The sequence below is a fragment of the Alkalimonas sp. genome, assembly GCF_020831925.1.
In the GTDB taxonomy this organism is placed as follows: domain Bacteria; phylum Pseudomonadota; class Gammaproteobacteria; order Enterobacterales; family Alteromonadaceae; genus Alkalimonas.
This window is the reverse complement of sequence record NZ_JAFIFQ010000023.1, coordinates 28518-52619: the sequence shown is the minus strand read 5'-3', so window position 1 is coordinate 52619 and position 24102 is coordinate 28518. Positions and strand designations below refer to the sequence as shown.

22 protein-coding genes are annotated in these 24102 nt (G+C 48.5%); 13 read left to right on the top strand and 9 right to left on the bottom strand.

The features are described 5' to 3' along the window. Positions 1 to 22 precede the first annotated feature (22 nt). The gene (locus JJU14_RS09095; RefSeq protein WP_228612768.1) at positions 23 to 787 is read right to left on the bottom strand and encodes a hypothetical protein; all 765 of its coding nucleotides are present in this window, start codon (positions 785 to 787) and stop codon (positions 23 to 25) included. A gap of 344 nt (positions 788 to 1131) precedes the next feature. Between JJU14_RS09095 and JJU14_RS09090 the strand changes: the two genes are divergently transcribed. Further along, positions 1132 to 2109, top strand: coding sequence for a glutathione S-transferase family protein (locus JJU14_RS09090; RefSeq protein WP_228612766.1), 978 nt, complete (start codon positions 1132 to 1134; stop codon positions 2107 to 2109). A gap of 8 nt (positions 2110 to 2117) precedes the next feature. Here the strand turns inward: JJU14_RS09090 and JJU14_RS09085 are convergent, their stop codons facing one another. Genes JJU14_RS09085 through JJU14_RS09075 form a run of 3 tightly spaced genes read right to left on the bottom strand, consistent with a single transcriptional unit; the run spans position 2118 to position 6186 of the window. After that, positions 2118 to 4568, bottom strand: a complete 2451-nt coding sequence (locus JJU14_RS09085; RefSeq protein ID WP_228612764.1) for an EAL domain-containing protein — start codon at positions 4566 to 4568, stop codon at positions 2118 to 2120. A 3-nt stretch (positions 4569 to 4571) separates the two neighbouring features. Further along, positions 4572 to 5789, bottom strand: a complete 1218-nt coding sequence (locus JJU14_RS09080) for a hypothetical protein (protein ID WP_228612762.1) — start codon at positions 5787 to 5789, stop codon at positions 4572 to 4574. Beyond that, positions 5776 to 6186, bottom strand: coding sequence for a hypothetical protein (locus JJU14_RS09075; protein WP_091341581.1), 411 nt, complete (start codon positions 6184 to 6186; stop codon positions 5776 to 5778). The genes JJU14_RS09080 and JJU14_RS09075 overlap by 14 nt, the downstream gene beginning before the upstream one ends. Before the next feature lie 425 nt (positions 6187 to 6611). Here JJU14_RS09075 and hemH point away from each other — a divergent pair, with 425 nt between their 5' ends. Further along, a complete protein-coding gene (gene hemH, locus JJU14_RS09070) occupies positions 6612 to 7688 on the top strand; it encodes a ferrochelatase (protein ID WP_228612759.1) in 1077 nt (358 codons plus the stop codon). A 17-nt stretch (positions 7689 to 7705) separates the two neighbouring features. Continuing rightward, the gene (locus JJU14_RS09065; RefSeq protein WP_228612757.1) at positions 7706 to 10756 is read left to right on the top strand and encodes a transglycosylase domain-containing protein; all 3051 of its coding nucleotides are present in this window, start codon (positions 7706 to 7708) and stop codon (positions 10754 to 10756) included. Here JJU14_RS09065 and JJU14_RS09060 read toward each other — a convergent pair. The 3 genes from JJU14_RS09060 to JJU14_RS09050 form a co-directional block, all read right to left on the bottom strand. Continuing rightward, a complete protein-coding gene (locus tag JJU14_RS09060; RefSeq protein ID WP_228612755.1) occupies positions 10695 to 11735 on the bottom strand; it encodes a GGDEF domain-containing protein in 1041 nt (346 codons plus the stop codon). The two genes, JJU14_RS09065 and JJU14_RS09060, sit on opposite strands and share 62 nt — an antisense overlap. A 63-nt stretch (positions 11736 to 11798) precedes the next feature. Continuing rightward, entirely contained in the window at positions 11799 to 12404 is a 606-nt protein-coding gene (locus JJU14_RS09055) for an HAD family hydrolase (protein ID WP_228612753.1), read from the bottom strand. A 42-nt stretch (positions 12405 to 12446) separates the two neighbouring features. Next, positions 12447 to 12857 (bottom strand): cytochrome b562, encoded by a 411-nt coding sequence (locus JJU14_RS09050; protein WP_228612751.1) that lies wholly within the window; start codon positions 12855 to 12857, stop codon positions 12447 to 12449. Between the two features lie 105 nt (positions 12858 to 12962). On the opposite strand from JJU14_RS09050, the gene JJU14_RS09045 reads away from it, so the two are divergent. Next, a complete protein-coding gene (locus JJU14_RS09045) occupies positions 12963 to 13301 on the top strand; it encodes a ribonuclease E inhibitor RraB (RefSeq protein ID WP_228612749.1) in 339 nt (112 codons plus the stop codon). Here JJU14_RS09045 and JJU14_RS09040 read toward each other — a convergent pair. After that, positions 13298 to 13576, bottom strand: coding sequence for a hypothetical protein (locus tag JJU14_RS09040; RefSeq protein WP_228612747.1), 279 nt, complete (start codon positions 13574 to 13576; stop codon positions 13298 to 13300). The genes JJU14_RS09045 and JJU14_RS09040 overlap by 4 nt on opposite strands. A gap of 43 nt (positions 13577 to 13619) precedes the next feature. Then, positions 13620 to 14852: an Nramp family divalent metal transporter gene (locus tag JJU14_RS09035; protein ID WP_228612745.1), complete on the bottom strand. Its 1233-nt coding sequence runs from the start codon at positions 14850 to 14852 to the stop codon at positions 13620 to 13622. Positions 14853 to 14930: 78 nt separating this feature from the next. On the opposite strand from JJU14_RS09035, the gene JJU14_RS09030 reads away from it, so the two are divergent. From JJU14_RS09030 to purM, 9 genes are all read left to right on the top strand, one after another. Beyond that, positions 14931 to 15368, top strand: coding sequence for a DCC1-like thiol-disulfide oxidoreductase family protein (locus JJU14_RS09030; protein ID WP_228612743.1), 438 nt, complete (start codon positions 14931 to 14933; stop codon positions 15366 to 15368). Positions 15369 to 15808: 440 nt separating this feature from the next. Continuing rightward, positions 15809 to 17902 carry a diguanylate cyclase gene (locus tag JJU14_RS09025; RefSeq protein ID WP_228612740.1) on the top strand — a complete coding sequence of 698 codons (2094 nt, stop codon included), beginning with the start codon at positions 15809 to 15811 and terminating at the stop codon, positions 17900 to 17902. A 25-nt stretch (positions 17903 to 17927) separates the two neighbouring features. Then, positions 17928 to 19481 carry a GNAT family N-acetyltransferase gene (locus tag JJU14_RS09020; protein WP_228612738.1) on the top strand — a complete coding sequence of 518 codons (1554 nt, stop codon included), beginning with the start codon at positions 17928 to 17930 and terminating at the stop codon, positions 19479 to 19481. Further along, positions 19478 to 19849: a hypothetical protein gene (locus JJU14_RS09015; protein WP_228612735.1), complete on the top strand. Its 372-nt coding sequence runs from the start codon at positions 19478 to 19480 to the stop codon at positions 19847 to 19849. Before JJU14_RS09020 ends, JJU14_RS09015 begins: the two co-directional genes overlap by 4 nt. A 76-nt stretch (positions 19850 to 19925) precedes the next feature. Next, positions 19926 to 20657 carry a carboxy-S-adenosyl-L-methionine synthase CmoA gene (gene cmoA, locus JJU14_RS09010; RefSeq protein WP_228612733.1) on the top strand — a complete coding sequence of 244 codons (732 nt, stop codon included), beginning with the start codon at positions 19926 to 19928 and terminating at the stop codon, positions 20655 to 20657. 7 nt (positions 20658 to 20664) lie between these two features. Then, positions 20665 to 21633: a tRNA 5-methoxyuridine(34)/uridine 5-oxyacetic acid(34) synthase CmoB gene (cmoB, locus tag JJU14_RS09005; RefSeq protein ID WP_228612731.1), complete on the top strand. Its 969-nt coding sequence runs from the start codon at positions 20665 to 20667 to the stop codon at positions 21631 to 21633. A 32-nt stretch (positions 21634 to 21665) separates the two neighbouring features. Then, positions 21666 to 22598 (top strand): LysR family transcriptional regulator, encoded by a 933-nt coding sequence (locus tag JJU14_RS09000; RefSeq protein WP_228612728.1) that lies wholly within the window; start codon positions 21666 to 21668, stop codon positions 22596 to 22598. Beyond that, a complete protein-coding gene (locus JJU14_RS08995) occupies positions 22571 to 22978 on the top strand; it encodes a hypothetical protein (RefSeq protein WP_228612726.1) in 408 nt (135 codons plus the stop codon). Before JJU14_RS09000 ends, JJU14_RS08995 begins: the two co-directional genes overlap by 28 nt. Before the next feature lie 70 nt (positions 22979 to 23048). After that, positions 23049 to 24089 carry a phosphoribosylformylglycinamidine cyclo-ligase gene (gene purM, locus JJU14_RS08990; RefSeq protein WP_228612724.1) on the top strand — a complete coding sequence of 347 codons (1041 nt, stop codon included), beginning with the start codon at positions 23049 to 23051 and terminating at the stop codon, positions 24087 to 24089. The last annotated feature ends 13 nt before the right edge of the window (positions 24090 to 24102 follow it).

Sequence of the window (24102 nt, the reverse complement as noted above, 5' to 3'; positions counted from 1 at the left end):
CCTTCTCGCCTAACTTTTTGTTTTAACTAGCCCATTTGTGGGGATACCTCAGATACGTCAGACCATCGGGCGTCGTAACACGAAACCCTTCATACCCATGAGTTGAATTGAAACAACTAACTTTCCAATTATTTTTTGTACTTCGTGTTGCTGCCGCACTAGTGAGCAGAGTAGTACTACCATGCCCCGGTATATACACGGTGTCAGCATTCCAATAATCATTAACATCCAATACAGCTCCACCTTTAGCCAGTTGAGTCTGTGGATTCAATGAACCTGTGCACGCTTTATTTTGAGCCCAGCTACCGGTAAAAAATATATTATCTGCGCTGGCCATAGTGGTACTGATATAGGCTAAATCCAGATTCCAGTTTCCAAAAAACCGGTTTGCGCTGAACCATCGGTCAGGCCCACCAAAACTTCGGGCTAATCTGACTGGGATAGGAAAGTTACCTGGGATATCAATATCTACTTGCAAAAAGCTCAGTGATCCAGAACTAAGATCAATTTGCTCCCCCATAAGGCCTGTGGTTTCGGCACTAATGTCATATTGGATGGCTAGTTGCTGCAATACATTTCTACCAAGAAATTCTTGCCCACTCTCTGAAAATTGCTGTCGCTGCCATTCTCTCTCCTTCTCATCATCTGATACCACAATAAAATCAATTAAATCAGTATTATAATGTCCGTTATCGACTAACCCTTCTGAATTAATTGTGAAGCTGCATAATGAAATAAGACATAATGACGCGTACTTTAACGATTTCCTACAGAGTAAAAATGACATCTGTGCTCCTAGCTCACTTTTGTGAAGTAAAAATCGGTTAAAAGCAGTCTCATGGCCAAACAGAGAACCGCCCCAAATGAATATGCAAACAAAAAGTTAATTCATCACCAATTATGAGACACAAAAAAATTAAATCAAATTAAAATAAAAAAATAAAAACAAAAAAGTTAAAATGCAGAACATTAACCGATGAGTGTGCAGCCAGTTCACGATGAAGATGCCAAATAGCAACCATAGCCAACCAAAAGCATTCAAATAATCGAATGATCAAGTTTATTTTTGCCGCTTATTGTTCGCTTTTTCCTTTGTTATAGTGACCGCCAAGTTGAACAAAGGAGGAATGCATGGGACTGTTAGTGGACGGACAATGGCAAGATCGCTGGTACGATACCAAGAAATCATCCGGTCGGTTTCAACGCCAGGATGCCAGCTTCCGGGATACCATAGAACCATCGAAACAGGCAGATGCCAGCCGCTATCATTTGTATGTATCACTGGCCTGCCCTTGGGCACACCGAACTTTGATTTTGCGTCAACTAAAGGCACTGCAACCTTTGATTGATGTGACAGCTGTGTCCCCTATCATGCTGGAACATGGCTGGGAGTTTGCAAATGACGACGGTGACGCTGACCCACTCTACGCAGCGAAGTATTTGCACCAGCTTTATACCAAAGCCAAGCCGGATTACACAGGCCGTGTTACCGTGCCGGTACTTTGGGATAAACAACAGCAGCGGCTGGTAAATAATGAGTCCGCCGATATTGTGCGCATTTTTAACCGAGCGTTTAATCAACAGACCGGTAACCGATTGGACTTTTATCCGACCAGACTGCAATCGACCATTGATGCTATAAATGACTGGGTGTACCAAGATATTAACAATGGAGTCTACAAAGCTGGCTTTGCAACCAGTCAGGAGGCATATCAGGAAGCATTTGAAGCTTTGTTTAAAGCGCTGGACAAAGCGGAGCACCTATTACTGGAACAACGCTTTCTGACAGGTGATTATCTAACCGAAGCCGACTGGCGATTATTTACCACCTTGGTTCGTTTTGATGCCGTATATGTTGGCCACTTTAAGTGCAATCAACGTCGAATTGCCGACTACCCAGCGCTGAGTCACTATTTGCGCTCCTTGTACCAATTACCAGGCATCGCCGAGACGGTCGATCTGTCGCATATTAAGCGTCATTATTACATTAGCCATCCGATGATTAACCCCACGCAGGTAGTGCCAATTGGGCCTGAGCTTGATTTCAGCGCTAGCCATAACCGAGGTGACTGGACCTTGCAACAAGTGGTACTGGAACATGAAGACTAACAAAGGTATCAACTACTAGCGTCCATTTTACCGCTGCCGAGCCAATAGCCGTCCCGGAATTTTTCTTGCAAAAATCGCAGTAATTCTGGTTCGGGTATGGCTTTGGCAAAATAAAATCCTTGCGCCAGATCGCAGTGATGCTGCCGCAAAATCCGCAGCTGAGCGCTGCTCTCTACCCCTTCAGCTACCACTCTTAAATCCAACTTTTGCACCATGGCGATGGTGGAAGTAATGATTTGGTAATCGGCATGGTTATCAAGCATGCCAAACAGAAAGCTTTTATCAATTTTTATCGTATCAACCGGCATCTGTTTTAAATAGCTCAGTGAAGAGTAACCGGTGCCAAAATCATCAATGGAAAACCCAAAACCCATGGCCTTTAACAAGTGCATGCTAGCCAATGTTTCAGATACGTTTTTCACCAAAGTACTTTCTGTCAATTCCAACTCAAATTGATTGGCTGCAAGCTGGTAACGATCCAGTTGCTGCTGTAAAAACTCGCATAAGTTTGGATCGACAAACTGATCAGCCGATAGATTAATAGCAATTTTGAGATTGGTATAACCATGATCAGCCAAGCGTCGGGCAATGCCAAAGCAACGCTCAATTACCCAGTACCCTAGTGGCACCATAAGATGTGAGTTCTCAATTACACCTATAAAGTCATCCGGTGGCACCATACCACGCACAGGATGCTGCCAGCGCAACAAGGCTTCAAAACCAAACAAACGGCCAGTAGCAACTTCTATTTGCGGCTGCAGGCTTAAGCTGAACTCACCTTTTTCCAGCGCCACCCGAACTTCGGTCTCCAACTGCAAACGATAAGCAAAAGCTTGGTACATTTCTGCCGTATAATGGTGCCAGCTATTGCCCCCTTTAGCTTTGGCCTGATACATCGCCAAATCAGCCTGACGGATCAGATCTTCGGTGGGTGTGGTGCTATCAGAAGTCAGGCTGATACCAATACTGGTGCCCACCTGGAAACTTTCCTCGCCAACCATTATTGGCTCAGCAAAGGCAGCCAAAACTGTTTCAGCAACCTTATTGGTTTCAGTGGCATGCGACATCTTGGTTAAAATAATAACAAATTCATCCCCACCAAAACGACACACTGTATCGGCACTGTGGATGCAGGCACGTAATCGTATTGCAGCTTCGATCAGCAATTGATCGCCAATTGCATGGCCGCGACTGTCATTTACTTTTTTGAACTGGTCCAAATCCAAAAATAACAGGCCAACGAAAGCTGGGGATTCCTCTAGCGCAGCCAATGCTTTTTTTAACTGGTACTGCAACATGTTCCGATTCGGCAGCCCGGTCAGCAAATCATACATGGCAATGTTTTCCAGCTCTTGTGTATGCTGTTCCACTTGCTCATTCAATACTTCCAATTGCCAGCTTAGCTTTAGCGTAGCGTCATTTAGTGTATCTACTTCATCGGTAAAGAAGGCTGATTGGCGTTCACTATCCAGACGAAAACGACTAAACTCCCGATTAGCTAATAACGGTAAGCGCGCAGCCAATGTCATCAAACGGGCACTGAGTCGTTGCGTAATCGCATAAGTTAGCAGCGCCAGCAACAAAAACGCTAGTAGAGCAATTAAAATTATTCGCTGCTGATAACGCTGATTGGCCTGGACATAATCGGTAATATCTTCTATCAGGATTAAATGGAATTGCCTGGGGTGCCGGGTATCCAGCGGCTGCATATGGGCAAAATAATGTCGATGCCCCGATTGTAGCCGCAGCCCCTGGCTGGCAATGCGGCCAACATCCAGCAACTGCGGCAGCTCGTAATACAATTCATTTAGCAAAGAAGCATTAGAGCTTGATAACAGTCGTATATCGGACGGCCTTGCCGTATCAGTGCTGTGATGACTGACAATGGCAACATCTGCCTGCAGTGAACGATTCAGATAAAACAGAATATCCACCAGTGTTGTCGTCATTGCAACCACAGCCATTTCGCCATCTTCTAGCAATAATGGTACCGCCAGTGACTTTACGCAGTAGTGATCACACAAAATGTCACTTTGTGGCTGCTGCAAGCTAAAAGCTTGCTGGACCAACGTCTCCACGGCTGCCGGAATGGCTGCAGAACTTTGATAGATTACTTCAGTTGCATCGGCATACAACCAAACATGATCCACATTTAAATGTAAATGCAGAGTTTCAATTTGCTGCGAAAGTGCCTGCTTAAAAGCCAATAACCCAGAATCGTGCTTGGATAGCAGACTTAACTCAGCGTAAGACTCCACCCAGATCCTTAGCTGATTTTCAATCAATTGGTTGTATTGACTGAACTGCTGCTCGCCCAGAACACGCTTATGTTGCTGCTGTTGAGTGAATTCATCCTGCACTCGCACCAAAGAAAAGCTAGTCAAACCAAAGGTCATCACAAAAAGTACCAGCAGCATGACAATGAGCAATTTCCATGGCAGGCTGATAAAGCGCCGCATCGCTTAGAACCAGTACATCAGTTGCAGAGCCCATAACTGCCAATAAGCATCTTGGTTGGTGGTAAGATCAGGCAATACAGCAGGTGCCAGCCTGCCAGTTCCTTCCACCCAATGATGCTCCAATTGCAGACGCAAACGCGGTGCTAAATCTTTACTGGCTGCCAGGCTAAAGCTGTGTTGGTAAGCAAAGTAGGCTGGAATACTGCCCTGGCTGGCTTGCATTAATTGATGGCCCCAACGATCATCTTTATTGGCAACGTAGTAATCAAATGTCGCATTGACCCGAAAATCAGAGCTTATTTGATACAAAGCCTGCACATAGCCTCCCTGACCAAACTGCTGCACCTCAAAAGCTGGCGCAAAGAATCCTTTGGTATCCATGCGCTCTTGAAATACCTCAGCCACCAACTGCCAACGCTCTTGCAGGTACTGGGCGTTTAACATAACGCGTTGCACCACAAAGTCAGCATCCAGCAGTGGCTCTGATGCCGCTCGACGGTAACTAAACTCAGAGTCCAGTAAAGACACCCCAAGCGTCCAATTACTGCGTTCAGGTTGCCAGAACAAGCTGGCCTGATGCACATACTTTTGCCGTGACTCGCCTTGCACCTGCTCACCAAGCAATAAACGGGTTTGTTTATCGGATAAAGGCGTTGCACCAAGGCTCCAGTTCATCTCTAGGTGGCCTGCAGTTGTATCTACGCTCGCTTTTAATGCCACACCATCGCTGCTTACGGCAATATCCCTGAATGCATCGAAATACACTGACTGAGGCAGCACGATACTGGGCCGGGTTAACGGAACATCACGGGTACTGGAATAAATCCAATGCTGATTTTTAAAACGCCCAAGATAGGCATTAAGACGCCAGTCCAATTGATTGACCAAGGCCCAGTCGACAAACAGATAATCCAATTTTAGACCATCCGGGTAACGGTTGCCGCCATTCAGATAAACAACCTGCCCGGCTATACGTAAGTTAGGTTGCAGCTGTAAAGAGCCATTTAAACCAAGTTCCGTTAGGGCTAAAGATGGATCGCCACTGCGATTAATAAAATTGCTTTTATCGGCCTGAATTAACCCTTGAGCCAGGAAACCATGCCACTGCCACTCCTGCGCATGAGTTGATGCCGACACGCCTGCCATCAGCACGATGAGACTCGCAGCTAACCTGGAATAAGGCAGAGTCACTGCCTGACGTTGAAAGTTAAAGTATTTCAATGATACGAACCCCTGTGTCCTCAGCACTGATCGAGCTGTAACCAATACTGCCAGGCGTAAGCTGAATCATTTGCAGCAGCTCTTGCTCTGAGCTGACTAATTGCGGCCGGGTACCTATCCCGGAAAAACTTAATCGATTCCATATATTATCCAGCTGATAAGGAAACATCCGTAGCTGCTCCTTACAAAAATTTTGATGCAAGGGATGATCGCTGCTGAGCACAAAAACGCGTACAGCGCTGCCATCCGGCCATTGTGTCTGACGCATGCTGAACAAGGCACGAAGCTGCGCTGGGCTTAACTGCTTCAACTCGACCGAAGGATGGGCAATAACCTGTACCGCCTGGCTGGAAAGGCTAAAAAAGAGAACAAAAACCAAAAAAAGATATTTAAACATGCTGCACCGGTACCAGAATTCCAGACACGACCAAAGTCCGCCAGTGGCCAATTGGATCTGAATACATGTGAAACTAAACACGGTACGATCAGCTGCCTTGTCATCCTGCAAAGCAGGGCCTGTCGTACATACTTGTTCATTTCATAGGAAAAACAGTGTCATAGCAAGCAGGATCATTCTTTTATTCGTTTATTATCACATCCCTGTTGACTGAATGCGCAAAAATTAGTTTTTTTGTTCGATTTTTCACCAACTTAGCAACTAGAACTTTGGCATTCAGCGGTCGTACTGCGTATACTGAGAGGGTAATTAACTAACCCAAGCTGCCAGCGTCTAAGCAGCAATCAGAGTAAACACAGGCATCTGACCTGGTGTTTATTGCGTACTGTTCAGCCAGTCATTCATCTTTTAGGCAGACAAAGTCTATGCGTTATACTAATACAAAAAACTTCCAACATCAGCAGCAGGATAAAGTCGGCGTTTTACTCACCAACTTAGGAACACCGGATGCGCCAACACCCAAGGCATTGCGGCGCTATCTGGCCGAGTTTTTGTCCGATCCAAGGGTGGTGGAAGTGCCTCGCTTGCTGTGGTGGCTCATTTTGCATGGTGTCATCTTGCGCATTCGCCCACGACGTTCTGCTAAGGCTTACGCGACTGTGTTTACTGATCAAGGCTCACCGCTGTTGTTTCATACTCAGCGGCAATGCGATGCCGTTCGGGCGCAACTGCAAACAAAAGGCCATCAACAGCTCGAAGTCGCCTTTGCTATGCGGTACGGCAACCCCAGTATTCAAAGCGCCTTAAACGAGCTCTTCGCTAAAGGCGTTAGAAAACTTGTGGTACTGCCATTGTACCCCCAATACTCAGCTTCAACTTCGGCCTCGACCTTCGATGCCATTGCCAGGGACTTTATGCAACGCCGTTGGCTGCCAGACTTGCGCTTTGTCAGCCATTACCATGATTTCCCTCCTTATATTGAAGCTGCCGCTCAACAAATCGAAAGCTTCTGGCAACACCATGGTCGACCAGAAAAGCTGCTATTCTCGTATCATGGCATTCCAAAACGTTATTTGTTAAACGGTGACCCATACCACTGCGAGTGCTACAAAACTTCTCGCTTAATCGCTGAGCGGCTTGGATTGACCGAAAACGAGTATATAACGTCATTTCAGTCACGCTTTGGCCGTGAAGAATGGTTAAAACCCTATACCGATGAAACACTCAAAAGTTTACCACAACAAGGAATTAAGCATGTTCAGGTGTTTTGCCCTGGTTTCTCTGCAGACTGCCTGGAAACCATTGAAGAGATAGCTGAAGAAAACAAAGACTATTTCCTGCATGCAGGTGGCGAGCAATACCATTACATTCCGGCACTAAATGATAACCCGGCTCATATCGATGCCTTGTGTCAGCTGATTGAACAAAACCTGGCTAATTGGCAGGTAAGGCCTGATCCAGAACGTCAGCTTAGGGCTCGTAAAATTGGTGCCAATCAATAGCACAATGGTAAACGACTATGACACCAAGGATTGAACCTGAATTTGGGTCAGCACCTTTACTGAAACGAAAAGACTTCAGCACTGCGGCTGAAGAGCGTTCTGTATTGAAAGTCAAATCGAAACGTCGCTATTGGCCTTGGTTGTTGCCAATAGCCTTGGTTTTAACTGCCGGGGTTATTTGGCAGGAAATTCGCACCAGCTTTTATCAAGCGCAGCTGTTGCATACTTATGCCAACCGACTGGACAGCCAACTGGTTCAGAGATCTAGCAACGCCATTCAATTCCCTATTTCAGGACCGTATAACCAGCAACGAGGTTATAGTCTGGCACCTCAATGGCAGTTCAACCTGACAGAGAAGGGATTTCACATCACTGAGCAAAGCGAGTTCTCGCCAAGCTTATTTCGTTACAGCAAGTGGGGATTTTTTCCACCTTATCAAGAAAAACAACAAGCAGGCTTGCAGATCAAAGACTGTCAACTCGACACCATCTATCAGTTTGCCTATCCACAGCGTCAGTTTGACAGCTTGCTGCAAATGCCAGCCATCATGCCGCAGATGCTGGCGTTTATTGAAAACAAAAGCATTCTAAGCGCAGAGTCGCCCTTTCATAATCCGGCGATTGAATGGCCACGTTTAGGCTCAGCCATGCTTGGCCAAGGTCAACAGTGGTTGGGCCGCAATGGCAATGCTGCCGGAGGCGGTAGTACCCTTGCGACCCAACTGGAGAAATACCGACACTCACCTGCAGGTCGAACCCACGGACTGACAGACAAATTCCGGCAAATGCTTTCTGGCAGTGTGCGCGCTTATCGGAACTCTCCGGTAACGGCAACTCACCGCAATCAACTGCTTTTGCATTATATCAATACGGTACCACTGGCAGCAGCACCAGGCTTTGGCGAGGTTCATGGTATAGCCGATGGCCTCTGGGCCTGGTTTGGCAGCGACTATCATCGCATTAGCCTCCTGCTGAACGAGCTGGCAACCACCGAAGAAACTGCTATTGCCTTAAAACAAGTGCTGGCACTGATGATCGCGCAGCGCCGCCCATCGTTTTATCTGCTGCAAGGTCATGCTCAGCTCAATCAACTGACCGATTTGTACCTACAGTTGTTGCTTGAAGAACAACTGCTTTCACCAGAGCTGGTAGCCTTGGCTCACAAAACCCCGCTGGTCGTATCGCCACACGCTTGGCAGAGCATGCATCTAAATCAGGATCCTAAAGCCAGCCACTTGGTTCGTCAGCAACTGGATCAGTTACTGCAACTTCGCTCCTATGACAGTGACCGACTTGATCTGCAAGTAACAAGCAGTTTGCACCTAGGCATGCAGCAGCAGGTTGGTCAATTTTTACAGCAACTGCGTAATCCACAGGTTGCTGCGGATCATGGGCTGGTAGGACACTGGCTGCTCAGTGCAGAACAAACGAACAAAGTAGAATACAGCTTTGTGTTGTATCAGCGTCAGCAGGATGGTTATCTGCTCAGAGTACAGACCGATACGTCTTTAGCAGCCTTTGATTTAAATAGCCAAAGCAAACTGGAGCTCGGTTCAACAGCGAAACTTCGAGTCCTGGTCAGTTACCTGGAAATTATTGCCGAGTTGTATCAGCGCTACGCCGGTGAGTCGGCAACTGAGCTACAGCTACTGGATATCGCACCTCAGGATCACATTAGCCGCTGGGTTATTGACCAACTTTTGCAATCGCCAGATGTAGATTTGTTGCGCTTGCTGGAACTGGCTATGGAACGTCGTTACAGTGCCAGCCCGGCGGAAAGTTTTTTTACCGGAGGGGGCTTACATAGTTTCGGTAACTTTATGGCTGAAGACAACAACCGCAACCCCAGCCTGCTGGAAGCAACCCGGGAGTCCATTAACCTGCCTTTCGTTCGGTTACTGCGTGATGTCATCAATTACAGTATTTATCATAAAGACACACAAGGTCAGCAACTGCTGGCGGAAGATGATGGTACTCGCCGCTCCAACTACCTAAGCAGCTTTGCCGATCGGGAAGGAGCCAGTTACCTTCAGCAATTCTGGCGTAAGCATCGTCAACAGGATACCAGTCAACGCTTGCAGTTGCTGTCACAAACCGCGCGGCAACGCCCGGACCGACTAGCCGCTATTTATCTGTGGTTGCATCCACAAGCCAGCCAACAACAATTGGAAGACTTTCTTGCCAGGGAGTCCAGCGGTGGCATCAGCAGCAATCAGTTGGAGCGCTGGCATCGAAGCTTTTCCCGGCGGCAGCTTAGTCTGCCAGATCATGCCTACCATGCCAGAGTTCATCCACTCGAACTCTGGTTGGTTGGCAAGCTACAGCAAAACCCAGAGTTGAGCTGGCAAGAAATACTGGCTTTGAGTACCAACGAACGCCAGGAAGTCTACCAATGGCTGTTTCGCACAAGGCATCGAAGTGCCAGGGATAATCGCATCAGTATTATGCTGGAAATCGAAGCATTCTGGGATTTGCATTACCGCTGGCAGCAATTGGGTTACCCCTTTGACCATTTGGTCCCCTCATTAGCCACAGCTCTAGGCAGCTCTGGCGACCGACCTGCAGCGCTTGCAGAACTGATGGCCATTATTATGAGTGATGGGATACGCTACCCAAGTCAGCCAATACAGGAATTGTTACTAGGAGAAGACACCCCTTACCATACTCGCTGGCAGCAAGGCCATCAACAAGGGATACGCGTCATGGACTCAGAAGTAGCCAGCGTGCTGCGCCAGGTGTTGCATCAGGTAGTACAAGACGGTACTGGCAGACGCTTGCAGGGTAGTTATCTGCTGCTGGGGCTTACAGGCGGTAAAACCGGTACTGGCGATAACCGTATTAGTACCGTTGACAGTCGGGGCAATCGTATCGATCAGCGGAGTCTGAACCGCACGGCTACCTTAGTATTTTATTTAGGCTCGGACTACTTTGGGACTTTAACCGCTTATGCCGCAGGTGCTCAAGCGGAGCAATTGCGCTTTACCTCAGCACTGCCCGTTCAGGTGCTTAAGAGCATGGAACCGGTGTTGCTTCCTTACTTGGCACAGGGCTGCCCACCTCAGCCATAACCACCTGATTGCGTCCCTGCGCTTTAGCTCGGTACAAGGCGGCATCAGCACGGGCTAACCATTGCTCCCAGTTCTCGCCGGGAGCCAAAATGGCAACGCCAACAGAAGCACTGACCGTATGCTGACTGCTGTGCAGTTCTTTGTCTATCACACCACGCAACTTTTCGGCCACAGCCAATGCTTCCTCTTGCGTAATGTCTTCCAGTAAAACAACAAACTCTTCACCACCAAAGCGATACACTTGATCACACATACGGGTGTGCTTTTGCAACAACTGAACCAGCTCCACCAGAACAGCATCACCAGCCTGATGGCCTTCACTGTCATTAATCTGCTTAAAGAAATCCAGATCAAACAACAACATCGCAATTTCATTATGTCTGCTGCGCCGTCCTGATCCTGCAGCAAACTCCAGTGCTTGATCCAATTGACGACGGTTAGCTGCACCTGTTAACGCATCCTGAGCAGCCATTGATTCTAACTGGCGGCGCTGCACCAACATCCGGTAAGCAAACACATAAGAAAAAAAGCTGGTCACAGCGCTGGTCACCACAAAAGAGACCAGTTGAAACCCATCCATAAATATTTTGCCGGGTAAGAGCGCAGCAAGCAGCAACAAGGTCACCAGCACCAGAAGCAATAAAAGCAATGCCCGCAATGGTGGCACCAAAAAGAAAATAAACACGATAAAAGGATAGGTCCAGAATAAACCAACTGGCCCCAGGCCAAAGACCACGATCACCACACCAGCACAAAACATGCATGCAACGAAGAAACCAGCAGCTTTGGTATTGCCAGTCAGCCAGGCATAAGCTACAGCTGCCAGCGTGGACACAACAAGAATACTATCTACCGCAGCAATCAAATAACTGCCATCCCAGTAACGATAAATAGCATAGGGTGTGACGCAGACCAACACCATAATGCCAACCAGGCTTAGCATGGCTAAGTGAAAGTCTCGCTGCAATCGGGCAATCAAAACGACCTCGATGTTGAAATTATCGACGCCTACTATACGGACAAGTTTAGCTGCTGTGCAACCTTAACTTGTCAGAGCTCTGGCCAACTGCTGATACTCAGCAATGACCCAATCGGCCTGAGAGGAGAACTGGTGATTATTCGCGTTCAGCAGTAGACAAGACTGAGCGCCAGCATTGGCTGCGGTCGTCAAATCAAAATGATAATCACCGACATAAAGCAAGCGCTGCACTTCGGTTTGGTAGTGGGCTGCAATGCGATATAAGCCTTCAGGATCGGGTTTGGCAGCACAGTCCTCCCGTGTCAAAACCAGAGAAATTGGGATCTGCAATTTCTGGATCATCAGCTGGGTCGCAGCCCGCATATTACGCGTTAAAATTGCCGTCGGAATGCCTTGCGCCTGAAATTGATTCAAACACTCCAGCACGCCAGGTAATAATACCGACTGCTCGGCCGCCTGCATTTCATGGCGATAAATGACCCCAGCGGCGTGCTGTCGGCTAATTTCATCCGGCAACATGGCCATCGACTGCAACAAATCACTGGCATCATGCCAACCCAGCTCCTGGCGAATGGCAACAAAGTCAAGCGGGCTGTCGACCAGAGTACCATCCAGGTCAAAGGCTACCACATCAATATCTGCTCGTATTGAGCTTGTCAGCATCCGCATGTGCATCTACTCCGGAGACATCATGAATGAACTACAAAGTGCCTAGGAGCGATCCCCAAACAGCCATTGCCAGAAGCTGCGTTTACGCAACTGGTGATACTCAATCCGTAATCGGTCAATTTGCTGCAGTTTTTGCTCAGCCTGAGCTATCTGACCACTTAGCAAAGCTTGTTCTACCCCATCTAGCTTCACAGCTACCCGCTGAAAACCTTCGATAAATTGCTCAGCCAAATCATCCCGCATCGGGGCTTGTTGCGCAGCAACTATACCCTGCTGCATTTGGCGTACATGCACCAGACGCTGTTCAGTCGAGTCTGATTCTACTGCCTGACGATACTGAAATGAGAAGGTTTTCATGATCACCTCCAGGCTATCCGTCTGTGAGGTATAACCATACAGCTGACTACTCCAACTCATCATAGCTAATAGCAAAACGGCAAAGCTTAATTTCATGGGGCTACCTCCGGAAAAATATCGCTAAGATCCTACCATGTCACTTCCAGCAAGCCTAGCTACAACGAAACTGGTATACTTGCAAAAAAACACCAGGATCCATGTATGACGCATTTTCCAGACGACGCCAATGGCGATATGTTGCAACTGCTGGTTGAGTCCGGCTTTAGACTGCAACAAGAGATTGAGCTTGATTTTTATATCTTTTTTAAACGGCAGGACAAAGCAGAAGCAGCCCTTTCTGCATTTACTGAGCAGTACCCACAAGTCAGACTGCAACTGGCCTTGGATGCTGCCAGTCAATGGGAGCTTAAATTAAGCAAGCAGCTGCCGTTAAGCTACCAGGCAATAACTGATTTTGAAACCGAGCTGGAAGCCTTGGCCAAAAAACTTGCTGGCAAATACGATGGCTGGGGTGTTCAGGAGCCTGACGAGCCCAACTAAATTTGTACTTTAACAGCCTGGCGCTGATAGTACAGGATCAGCGCAATTAAATAGACTTGCAGCACAGCAGTGCCCAACAAGCCCAGCAACGCCTGCCACTCCAGGTACTTTTCGGTGTAGACATAAAGTGCCAGATTGCCCACAGCAAAGGCGCTCCAGCTAAGAGCTGATACCCCGGTGGCATTTTTTACTCGCAGTAAATGTACCACCTGCACCAAAGTCGCCACTGGAAATATAATTGCAGGTATCATCCCCACCCAATCAATCCAACTCATGTACCATCTCCCCGGGTTGAAGGCCTATATTGCAAAGCCTGGTTTAGCTAGCAAAAGCAAGCCATAGGCTGCGGCCACTGAGTAGCAAGCTGATAATAAAGACAAGGCCACCCAACATATTTTGCCGCCAGTTATTGCGGTAACGCCCAAGCATTGCCGTGTTCATGGCGGCCAGTAAACAAAAGGTAATCACTGGCAACAAAATACCATTGGCCACCTGCGCAAACCAAATCACCGACACGGGACGCAAACCCAACGAAGAAACCACCACGCCAATCAGAATGATGGTGAGCCAGGTCAAGCGAAAGTGCAGGTTCGACAGCTGCAAAATCCCCCTCAGCGCATAAGCAGCTGCCAAAGGTGCCGTGACGGCAGAGGACAAGCCTGCAGCGAGTAAGCCAAGCGCCATCAGATAAGTCGCTCGTTGGCCAAATAAAGGCTCCAGCGATACCGCCAGATCAGCGGCATTTTCAATGGCAAGACCTCGCCCAAAGTAAGCCGTAGCAGCAGTTGAAACGACAGCTAGCGAAATGAGCCCACCCAAAGGGATTGAAGTGCGCAAGTCGGCATTGGATTGCTGCAATGCCTCCGCTTTATTCTGCACTCTCTGCCATTTATTGGCTGAACTGGCTGCATGCAAGAACAGGGAATACGGCACCACCGTAGTGCCGATTAATGCAATCACTGTCAGTGTCGCACCGCTTGGAATAGTGGGTAGTAACAGCCCTTGCAGCATAGCGCCATAATCTGGTCGGGTCAGCAACATGGTACTGACAAAAGCCAGGCTCATCAGCAACACCAAGCCAATCAGACAGCGTTCAATCAGCCGATAATTGCCGTGCCACAACACCGATACTGCCAGAGCTCCAATCAATAAAGCCCATGGATTAAGCCCTGTATAAGTGCGAATGCTGCTGATAAAGCGAGTATCTCCCCAGATAGCATCAGCCCCTAGGCTGGCTCCAGTAATATTCCCGCCCTGATAAGCACTGTTGCCAATGACGATGGCCGCTATTACCAATAAAAACAATAAGAACTTCAGTGCCGGTTGGGCCACCAGTTGGCGCAGGTTTTCTCCAAGCCCCATCCCTGTAACAATACCCAGCCGAGCAGCCATTTCCTGCAAAATCATGGTAGCCAGTACAGAGAACAACAGTGCCCATAGCAAAGCATAACCATAATTGGCTCCAGCTAAAGAGGCAGTGACCACAGTACCTGGACCAATAAATGCAGCGGCAACCAAGGTAGCGGGACCAAGTCGAAACCAGGAGTTCATGGCTTAAAGTGTCCTTGTAAAACCAGTAATGTCACCTAGTATGCCTTTAGCAAGCCACAATGCAATCCTTGGTCTGAGATGATCGATCCGAGTACTATTGACGTAATAAAAACAATAATCGTCGCCACGCCTAATCAACAGGAATTACCTTTGTTGCCAAACCACAGTAAGCTGCCGATTCTATTCTACGATGGACGTTGCAGCCTCTGCGCGAAAGAAATTACTTGGCTAATGCCTCGTCTCAATGGAAAAATCGTACTGAAAAACCTGCACGATGATGACTTTGAAAAGTTTCACGGGGTTAGTAAAGTCAGCATGATGCAACAGTTGCACCTGTGGGACGGCCAGCAGTTTATCATTGGTTTCGATGCCAGTTTGTATTATTGGGAATTAGCTGGATTTCACCGAACCACCCGCTTGCTTCGTTTGGCACCACTTTATGCTATCAGTTGCTTTAGCTATCGCTTGTGGGCCCGCTGGAGGGAAAAAAAGGGTCTATGTCTGCTCAACGAATGAATCGAAAGCATCAGCACAAGGTTCGTACAAGAACGCTGTCCTATCAGGATGAGCAATTATTACAACGCCATCTTCAACTAGCACCGCAGTTGCACGCGAGTCATACGTTGCGTCGACAGTGCCAGGAACGTTTAGAGCTAATGCATCAAGCTGGGCTAATTAAACATGGTGCTTACCTTTTTTGGGATACCCTCCTTAGTATGCCACTTTCCTTGGAGAGATTTACCGAGGAAATAGCCAATCCTTCGCCACAGGCATACAAGTACCGCCGTAAAAGTCCTTGCTTATGGTTGATTAGTCTTAGCACCCAACAGGCTAGCACTTCGGCTCATCACCCTATTGAATTAGCGTCAACTAAAAAAACTGTTGATAAATAAAGCAATTGGCTTTCTAATTGATAGTTGCTACTTTTAAATGGTCGACTCTGATTCTGGACTGATATGTTTGATGCACCTAGCGCCCCTTGGTTTGGCTCAACCTGGCCTAAATTATTCGACTACAGGTTATTCCTGAGTGCTGTTCTTATCTGCTTGCTACAAACGCCGGCAGCCTGGTCGATTGAAACAGATCCCAAACTAGAGCACCAGCTGGATATGTATCTGAACAACCTTAATCAAGATCAGGAGCTTGCTTTGCAGCAGCTGCAGCTCATGCAGCAACAAATTCAAGTTACCACGCCTCCGGCCTCCGTCACACGCCTGTATGCAATGAAAGTGTTTTACTATTTATACAACAACGATGATGAACAATTAATGGCCGCTCTTGACAGGCTAAGCAGTTACGCCAGACAGCATCCCAGTCCGGATGTGATGGCCGAGGCCCTCGCTACCCACATTGAAGTACTTTCAATCAAAGGGCAGATGAATGAAGCCTACCAAACCATTGTTGAGTTGGAGTCGTTTCTGGAGTCTGTGGTACAGCCTCGCATTCGTTATTATGCCAACAATCTGTTAGGCCGGATTTACATCCAGGACAATCAGTTTGAGCTGGCAAGTAAGCATTTGCACGCTGCGATGGAAGCCGTTCAGGAAACCGATGATGAGCGTACGGCTATCCGGCGTACCTATTTACAAAGCCAGCTGGCGCAACTTCATGCGGATATGCAAAATCTTGAGCAAGGGCTTGAGCTTATCAATCAAGCCATTGCGGGTGTGCCAGAAAGTTTAAAGGACCATCTACCAGAGTTCTATTTGACCAAAGGTTACATCGAAGGTGAGCTTGGTCATCATGAAGCATCCATTCGTACGCATTATTTAGCGCTGGAACAAGCCTCTGAACTGGGCTATCAGGGCATAGCTCTGCTTAGCCTTAATAATATTGGCGCAGCATACATACTCATGCATCAATATGAGCAAGCCATTGAGCCGCTGCTGCAAGCCAAAGAGCTGGCCATTGAGCTGGAGGATGAATATACCCAACAACTCGTATTGCTCAACCTCGGTTATATTGAAGTGATGCAAGGCAATCATGACGAAGGCTTGCAGCAAATGCGCAGCGGCATCGAGTATTATAGGGAGCATGGTCGTCGCTCTGATTTAGAACGCTTCCTAACGGAGTTTGCCAAAGCGCTAAATCATGCAGGCTATCATATCGAAGAGGCCGCGATACTGCGTGAACAACGGGATCTGAACAAAGAGCTGTTCCAGGCTGATAGGGAGCGCATCCTCGCAGAGATGCAACAACGCTTTCAGGCCAGAGAGCAAGCGCATCATATCCAGCGGTTGGAACAAGCCAACGCTCTGCAGGAACGGACCATAGAAAACAAGCAACTGCAAAACCGGCTCATCTTGCTGGCGGCTTTTGCTGCTGCTATGGCCGGTATTCTGATGTGGCTACTGTACCGCAAGGTCCGCCACATTAACCGCCGACTAAAAGAAGCCAACAAGCAGCTGGAGTTTCAGTCGCTGCGTGACCCATTGACAGGCCTGTTCAATCGGCGGTCATTTCAACAGCGAATGGCCAAGCGTTGGCAACAAAAAGAACACCGTCATCATGGCGAAGAGCGTGACGCTTTGATTTTACTTGATATTGATTTCTTCAAACAAATCAATGATCAACATGGCCATGCCGCTGGTGATGACATCCTGACAGAGGTTGCAAAACGCCTGACCCAGTCACTACGACAACATGATCAGGCCATTCGCTGGGGCGGAGAAGAGTTTCTATTGTATTTGCACCGTATCAAACCAAAAGATTTAAATACATTGGTGGAGCGCACTTTGTATTTACTGGCCGAGAAACCCTTTATGGTGAATGGCCAGCCGATCGTGGTCACCGCCACCGCTGGCTTTATTACTCTGCCATTTGATGATATTCCGGAAGAGAAACTCAACTGGGAAAAAGCCCTGCAATTGGCTGATCTCGCTCTTTACTCTGGCAAATCTAAAGGCCGAAATCAGGCTTGCGGCGTCACCGGCCTTCACGTACCCTTAATGGAAATCATGACGAGCTTTGATGTGGAACAAAATCAGCCACTGACACTGCAACAGCTAAAATGCAGTGAAGTCGCTGGGCCTAAAGTCAATCGTTCGTAATCGCTTTAACTTTGGGAGAGTTCAGGTGCAAGAAGAACTGCGTATTAAAATCCGAAACCTTGAAGTCAGTGATTATGCGCAACTAAAGCGCCTGATGGACCGGATTTACCCCGAGCTAGGTGGCGCCTGGCCTAGACATACCATCGAAAAACTAATCCAGGATTTTCCGGATGGACAGTTTTGCGTGGTGGATCACGAAAATATTGTTGGCGTTGCGCTTTCCTTGCAGGTCGATTACGACCGCTTTAGCAACCCACACACCTACGATGAATTAATCAGTCAGCGGATGACCATTCTGAATAATCCACATGGTGATGCTCTGTATGGCCTGGATGTACTGATTGATCCGGATTATCGTGGTTATCGCTTAGGCCGTCGTTTATACGAGGTAAGAAAAGAGCTGTGCCGTCAGCAAAACCTGCGGGCTATTCTTGCCGGTGGCCGGATCCCAGGCTACCAGCAACACAGTAATGAAATGTCGGCCGCCGACTACCTTGAAGCTGTAAAGCGACGCGAGATTTACGATCCAATCCTGACCTTTCAACTTTCCAACGACTTTCAGTTAAAGCGTTTGCTGAAAAAGTACCTGCCAGAAGACGAAAAGTCCCAAGGCTACGCTACCTTGCTGGAGTGGAACAATATTTTTTATGAACCACCAGGTCGCCTGATTGAAAGCCGTAAAACCCAAATCCGGGTTGGCGCGGTGCAGTGGCAGATGCGCCAGGCCACCTCCGTTGATGAAGTATTGCAGCAGGTTGAATACTTCGTGGATGCCCTATCCGATTACAAAAGCGACTTTGCGCTGTTTCCGGAGTTTTTTAACGCCCCGCTGATGGGCCTGTGCGACAACAAATCCAATCAGACCGAAGCCATTCGTTTTCTGGCCGGCTTTACCGAGCGTTTTCGGCAGGAAATGTCCAATATGGCAGTTAGTTACAACATCAACATCATCACTGGTTCCATGCCTTTGCTGCTGGGTGATGACTTGTTCAATGTCAGCTATCTTTGCCGGCGCGATGGCACCGTCGAAATGCAAAGCAAAATCCATATTACACCACATGAACGCCGGGACTGGGTCATCCAGGGAGGCGATAAACTGCAGGTATTTCAAACCGATGCCGGTCGTATCGGCATTCTGATTTGCTACGATGTGGAGTTCCCGGAACTAAGCCGTTTGCTGGCAGAACAGGAAATGGATGTGCTCTTTGTGCCCTTCTGGACCGACACCAAAAATGGTTACCTACGGGTGCGCCACTGTGCTCAGGCCAGAGCCATTGAAGACGAGTGTTATGTGGTGATTTGCGGCAGTTGCGGCAACTTGCCTTCGGTCGATAATCTGGATGTGCAGTACGCTCAATCGGCGGTATTCTCCCCGTCCGACTTTGCGTTTCCGCACGATGCCGTCATGTCAGAAACCACACCCAATACCGAAATGCTGATGTTCTCCGATCTTGATCTGGACCGCTTAACACAAATTCGCAATGAAGGCTCAGTCACGAACTTAAAAGATCGACGCCACGATTTGTATCAAGTAAGCTGGCTTGGCAAACACAGCATGAAAGAGACCCCGTCCACATGAAGCTTCTGATCACCACTTTGGCCCTTCTGGCACTGCAGTCCTTGCTGGTTTTCAAACTAAGCACCGAGCTGGTACCAGCATCCATACTGCAGCTGTGGCTGCTGCTACCAGCCGTGGCTGCAGCTGGTATTTGTATTTTTTTGCACCTTCGTTATCAGTTAAACAAGCTATTTCCGCTGGCCGCTCTGCTGATACACCTGGTGGCTTTGCTCCCCTACATTGGTCTGGTGAATAACCCGGCAGAGGGCGAGCGCGCCATCCTGATCCTAGCCATGGTGCCGCTTTATCAAAGCCTGGCGCTGTTAATTGTGGGTCTGATTGACTATGTTAGGCGCCGAGAAGCCAATAAACGCCTGGCTGCCCAGTAAGCAGCCAGTACAAGCAGATCGTGTTCCATCACAAAATCAGATACACTTAGCCCATGGTGGTTTATCCCTTTCTCCTATGCATAAAGATCATATTTACGCCGAGCCTCTGGCGCATATTCAGGATTTTCGCTTCGACGATCAGGTAGCCGATGTCTTTCCGGATATGATTCAGCGCTCAGTACCGGGTTATCAGAGCATTATCCAAACCATAGGCCAGTTAGCCAGCCGCTACCAGCAAGTCGATAGCCACTTTTACGATCTGGGCTGCTCTTTAGGCGCAGCCAGTTTGGCAATGCGGCGCAATATCAGCGTTGCGGGCTGTAAAATCATTGCGGTTGATAACAGCGCGGCTATGGTGCAGCGCTGTCAGCGCCATCTGGAGGCTTTTCGCTCCGAAGTCCCGGTAGAGGTGATTGAAGGCGATATCCGTGAGTTGGCGCTTAGCAATGCAGCCATGGTGGTGGTGAACTTCACGCTGCAGTTTTTAGCCAAGCAAGATAGAGCCAGCTTGCTATCTCGCATTTATCAGGCGTTAAAGCCCGGCGGAATTTTGCTGTTATCTGAAAAAATCATTAGCCCGCACTCCTGCAGCAACCAATTGCTGGTGGATTTGCATCACGACTTTAAGCGGGCCAATGGCTACAGCGAGCTGGAAATCAGCCAAAAGCGCACCGCACTGGAAAATGTGATGCAGCCCGATAGCATCGACCAGCACCAGCAGCGCTTGCAGCAGGCTGGCTTTGAAGAAAGCACCGTCTGGTTCCAGTGCTTTAACTTTTGCTCGATGATTGCTTTTAAACAGCCTTGAGATCAGCATGACAGATTTATTTACCCCTTTTTACCAGCAAATCGCCGGCAATCGACTGGCTCACTGGCTTCAAACCCTGCCCGCTCAACTGGCGCTTTGGCAAAAAGAGGCTCTCCATGGTGATTTTCACCGCTGGCAAAAAGTGCTGGCACAACTTCCAGCGACCACTGTCTCGTGCAAAGAATTAGGTGATACCATCACGCTCGGTCTTGACGAGGCGATTGATGAGGGACAGCGTAAGCGCATTGAACATTTATTACGCCAGCTGATGCCCTGGCGCAAAGGTCCATTCAACATTCATGGCATTCATATCGATACCGAATGGCGCTCAGACTGGAAGTGGCAGCGTCTCTTGCCCCATATTCAGCCACTGAAAAACCGCTTTGTGCTGGATATTGGCTGTGGCAGCGGCTATCACCTATGGCGCATGCGCGAAGCAAAAGCCGATTTTGTTGTCGGCATCGATCCTTCGCAGCTGTTTTATAGCCAGTTTGAGGCCATCAAACACTTTAATCCGGATCCAAGGGTGCATCTGTTACCGATAGGCTGTGACGAACTGCCTGAACTGCAAGTCTTTGATACGGTCTTTTCCATGGGAGTGCTCTATCACCGTCGCTCGCCACTGGAGTTTTTACAACAGCTGAAAATGCAGCTACGCACGGGTGGCGAGCTGGTACTGGAAACCTTGGTGGTGGAAGGCGATGAGCACACCGTTTTGGTTCCCGGTGAACGCTACGCCAAAATGCGCAATGTCTGGTTTATTCCAAGCTGTGCTGCTTTGTGTCACTGGCTAAAACGGCTTGGCTTTAAAAGTCCTCGTGTAGTGGATTGCAGCCCAACCAGCTTGCAAGAGCAACGAGCCACCGCCTGGATGGAAAATGAAAGTTTAATTGATTTTCTCGACCCAAATGACCATAGTAAAACCATTGAAGGTTACCCAGCGCCGCTTCGGGCTGTGATTGTTGCTGAACGCTAACGGCCGGTTACCCAAAGGAGAGCGACTGACTTATGCCCTATCGCCCTAAAACCACCATCGAACAATGGCGTATCCTGCAAGCAGTTGTCGATGCCGGCGGCTATGCCCAGGCTGCTGATCTACTCAATAAAAGTCAGTCTTCTTTAAACCATGCGGTGGCTAAACTACAAAGCATGCTGGGTGTCGAGCTGCTGGAAGTGAAAGGTCGTAAAGCCTTTTTAACCGAAGCAGGTGAAGTGATGCTTCGGCGCTCCCGCATGGTGACCCAACAAATCGAAGACTTGGAGCGACTCGCAGACACCATTGATAAAGGCTGGGAACCAGAAATTCGGATCGCGGTTGAATTGGCTTATCCTAAGCATTATCTTTATCAGGCATTGCTGAAATTTTACCCGCAAAGCCGTGGCAGCCGGGTGCAAATTATTGATTCAGTGCTCACCGGAACAGCCGAGATTATCCGCGATAAGAGCGCTGATCTGGTGATCACAGGCCAGGTGCCCAAAGGCCATCTTGGTGAACCCTTGTATGTCACCCGCTTTATTCCTGTAGTTGGTAGCAAGCATCCTCTTGCCGACCATAGTAAGCTGGATCTGGCTGAGCTAAGCCAACAGCTGCAAATCGTGATTCGTGATACCGCGCAAAAACCACAAGAGCAAGGCGGATGGTTGAAATCCGAACAGCGCTGGACCGTTGATAATTTTTACGAGGCCATCGAAATTCTGCAACTGGGTCTTGGCTTTTGCTGGCTGCCAGATTACACCGTGCAAACGGGTTTAAAAGACGGCAGCCTGAAGGTACTGCAGCTGGGCAGTGGTGGAGAAAAGCTTGCCCCCATGGCCTTATTAAGTCCATACGAAGAACAATTGGGCCCCGGCAGTAAGTTACTACGTCAGTGCCTGTTAGCAGCCCATCAATCGGAACAAAATAGGGAGAATCTATGCACGATCAACAGCTCAGGGACCTGATGGTTCAGTCAGCCGATGATGCCGTTAACTACGCTAAAGAAGAATTTCAGCTCGAGCTGGATTTTAGCCGGGCTAGCTTGCTGCAACTCGACACCTTGGTGTCCGCTTTGCATCAACGTCAAAAGAAACAAGCGCATGCACAGGACTTATTGTTCACTTTATGCACCATTCTGGGAGCCTACACTGGCGAAGTCTTTCGCCGTGAGCTGGGTGGTGAGTGGTTTCACGACAAAAGCACTCAGGATGCGCCTTATCTTTGCCTAACCTACCTGGACAAAGAATTTCCATTTGCATCAGTTGTTTACCATAAGATCATACAGGATGACAGCATCAGTGTAGCCGGCTATGTCGAACAGGCAATGGCAAATGCTACCCAGTAATGCTTTTGTCGCAATGATTATGCAGGTAAAATAGCGTCCATTTTCAGCCCTTGTTCAATTGAGGAATGCCGTGAGCAACCAAAATCCATCCCTAAGTTACAAAGACGCCGGTGTCGATATCGATGCGGGTAACGCCCTGGTCGATCGCATCAAAGGTGCTGTCAAACGCACGCATCGCCCTGAAGTCATGGGTGGCTTAGGTGGTTTCGGTGCCCTGTGCCAAATCCCGGCTGGCTACAAAGAGCCTGTATTGGTCTCCGGCACCGATGGTGTTGGCACTAAGCTGCGCTTAGCTATGGATTTAAAGCGCCATGATGGTGTTGGTATTGATCTGGTTGCCATGTGCGTCAATGATTTGATCGTACAAGGTGCAGAACCACTATTTTTCCTCGATTACTACGCCACTGGCAAGTTAGATGTGGAAACAGCTGCGACTGTGGTCGAAGGCATTGCCGATGGCTGTGCACAATCAGGCTGCGCTTTAGTCGGCGGCGAGACCGCTGAAATGCCTGGTATGTACCATGGTGAAGATTACGATATTGCTGGGTTCTGTGTTGGCGTGGTCGAAAAGTCTGAGTTAATTGATGGCAGTAAGGTGCAAGCTGGCGATCAACTCATCGCCCTCGCGTCATCCGGCCCTCACTCCAATGGCTTTTCTTTAATTCGCAAGATCTTAGAAATTAGTGGCCAGTCAGCTGACACAGAACTGGCAGGCAAGTCCATTGCCGATCATTTGCTTGAACCAACCCGTATTTATGTGAAAAACCTGCTTAGCCTTATTAAACAACAACCGGTGCATGCCCTTTGCCATATCACTGGTGGTGGCTTTTGGGAGAACATTCCCCGCGTCTTACCACAAGGTAGCAAAGCCGTAGTTGATGGGTCTAGCTGGGAATGGCCAGCCATTTTCACCTGGTTGCAGCAGCAAGGCAACGTAACAACCCATGAAATGTACCGCACCTTCAACTGTGGTGTTGGCATGATTGTGGTGGTTCCTGCCCAGGCATTGCCAGCCGCTATAGAGATGTTGCAACAGGCTGGTGAAGTGGCCTGGCATCTGGGTGAGATTCAAGCTGCTTCAGACAGCGAAGAGCAAGTCATTATCCGTTAAGGGCAGCTAAGGG

Bases quoted from the DNA above. Each gene is read 5' to 3' on its own strand.
- JJU14_RS09095 (WP_228612768.1), bottom strand. From the start codon at position 787: ATGTCATTTTTACTCTGTAGGAAATCGTTAAAGTACGCGTCATTATGT.
- JJU14_RS09090 (WP_228612766.1), top strand. From the start codon at position 1,132: ATGGGACTGTTAGTGGACGGACAATGGCAAGATCGCTGGTACGATACC.
- JJU14_RS09085 (WP_228612764.1), bottom strand. From the start codon at position 4,568: ATGCGGCGCTTTATCAGCCTGCCATGGAAATTGCTCATTGTCATGCTG.
- JJU14_RS09075 (WP_091341581.1), bottom strand. From the start codon at position 6,186: ATGTTTAAATATCTTTTTTTGGTTTTTGTTCTCTTTTTTAGCCTTTCC.
- hemH (WP_228612759.1), top strand. From the start codon at position 6,612: ATGCGTTATACTAATACAAAAAACTTCCAACATCAGCAGCAGGATAAA.
- JJU14_RS09065 (WP_228612757.1), top strand. From the start codon at position 7,706: ATGACACCAAGGATTGAACCTGAATTTGGGTCAGCACCTTTACTGAAA.
- JJU14_RS09055 (WP_228612753.1), bottom strand. From the start codon at position 12,404: ATGCGGATGCTGACAAGCTCAATACGAGCAGATATTGATGTGGTAGCC.
- JJU14_RS09050 (WP_228612751.1), bottom strand. From the start codon at position 12,857: ATGAAATTAAGCTTTGCCGTTTTGCTATTAGCTATGATGAGTTGGAGT.
- JJU14_RS09045 (WP_228612749.1), top strand. From the start codon at position 12,963: ATGACGCATTTTCCAGACGACGCCAATGGCGATATGTTGCAACTGCTG.
- JJU14_RS09040 (WP_228612747.1), bottom strand. From the start codon at position 13,576: ATGAGTTGGATTGATTGGGTGGGGATGATACCTGCAATTATATTTCCA.
- JJU14_RS09035 (WP_228612745.1), bottom strand. From the start codon at position 14,852: ATGAACTCCTGGTTTCGACTTGGTCCCGCTACCTTGGTTGCCGCTGCA.
- JJU14_RS09030 (WP_228612743.1), top strand. From the start codon at position 14,931: ATGATCGATCCGAGTACTATTGACGTAATAAAAACAATAATCGTCGCC.
- JJU14_RS09025 (WP_228612740.1), top strand. From the start codon at position 15,809: ATGTTTGATGCACCTAGCGCCCCTTGGTTTGGCTCAACCTGGCCTAAA.
- JJU14_RS09015 (WP_228612735.1), top strand. From the start codon at position 19,478: ATGAAGCTTCTGATCACCACTTTGGCCCTTCTGGCACTGCAGTCCTTG.
- cmoA (WP_228612733.1), top strand. From the start codon at position 19,926: ATGCATAAAGATCATATTTACGCCGAGCCTCTGGCGCATATTCAGGAT.
- cmoB (WP_228612731.1), top strand. From the start codon at position 20,665: ATGACAGATTTATTTACCCCTTTTTACCAGCAAATCGCCGGCAATCGA.
- JJU14_RS09000 (WP_228612728.1), top strand. From the start codon at position 21,666: ATGCCCTATCGCCCTAAAACCACCATCGAACAATGGCGTATCCTGCAA.
- JJU14_RS08995 (WP_228612726.1), top strand. From the start codon at position 22,571: ATGCACGATCAACAGCTCAGGGACCTGATGGTTCAGTCAGCCGATGAT.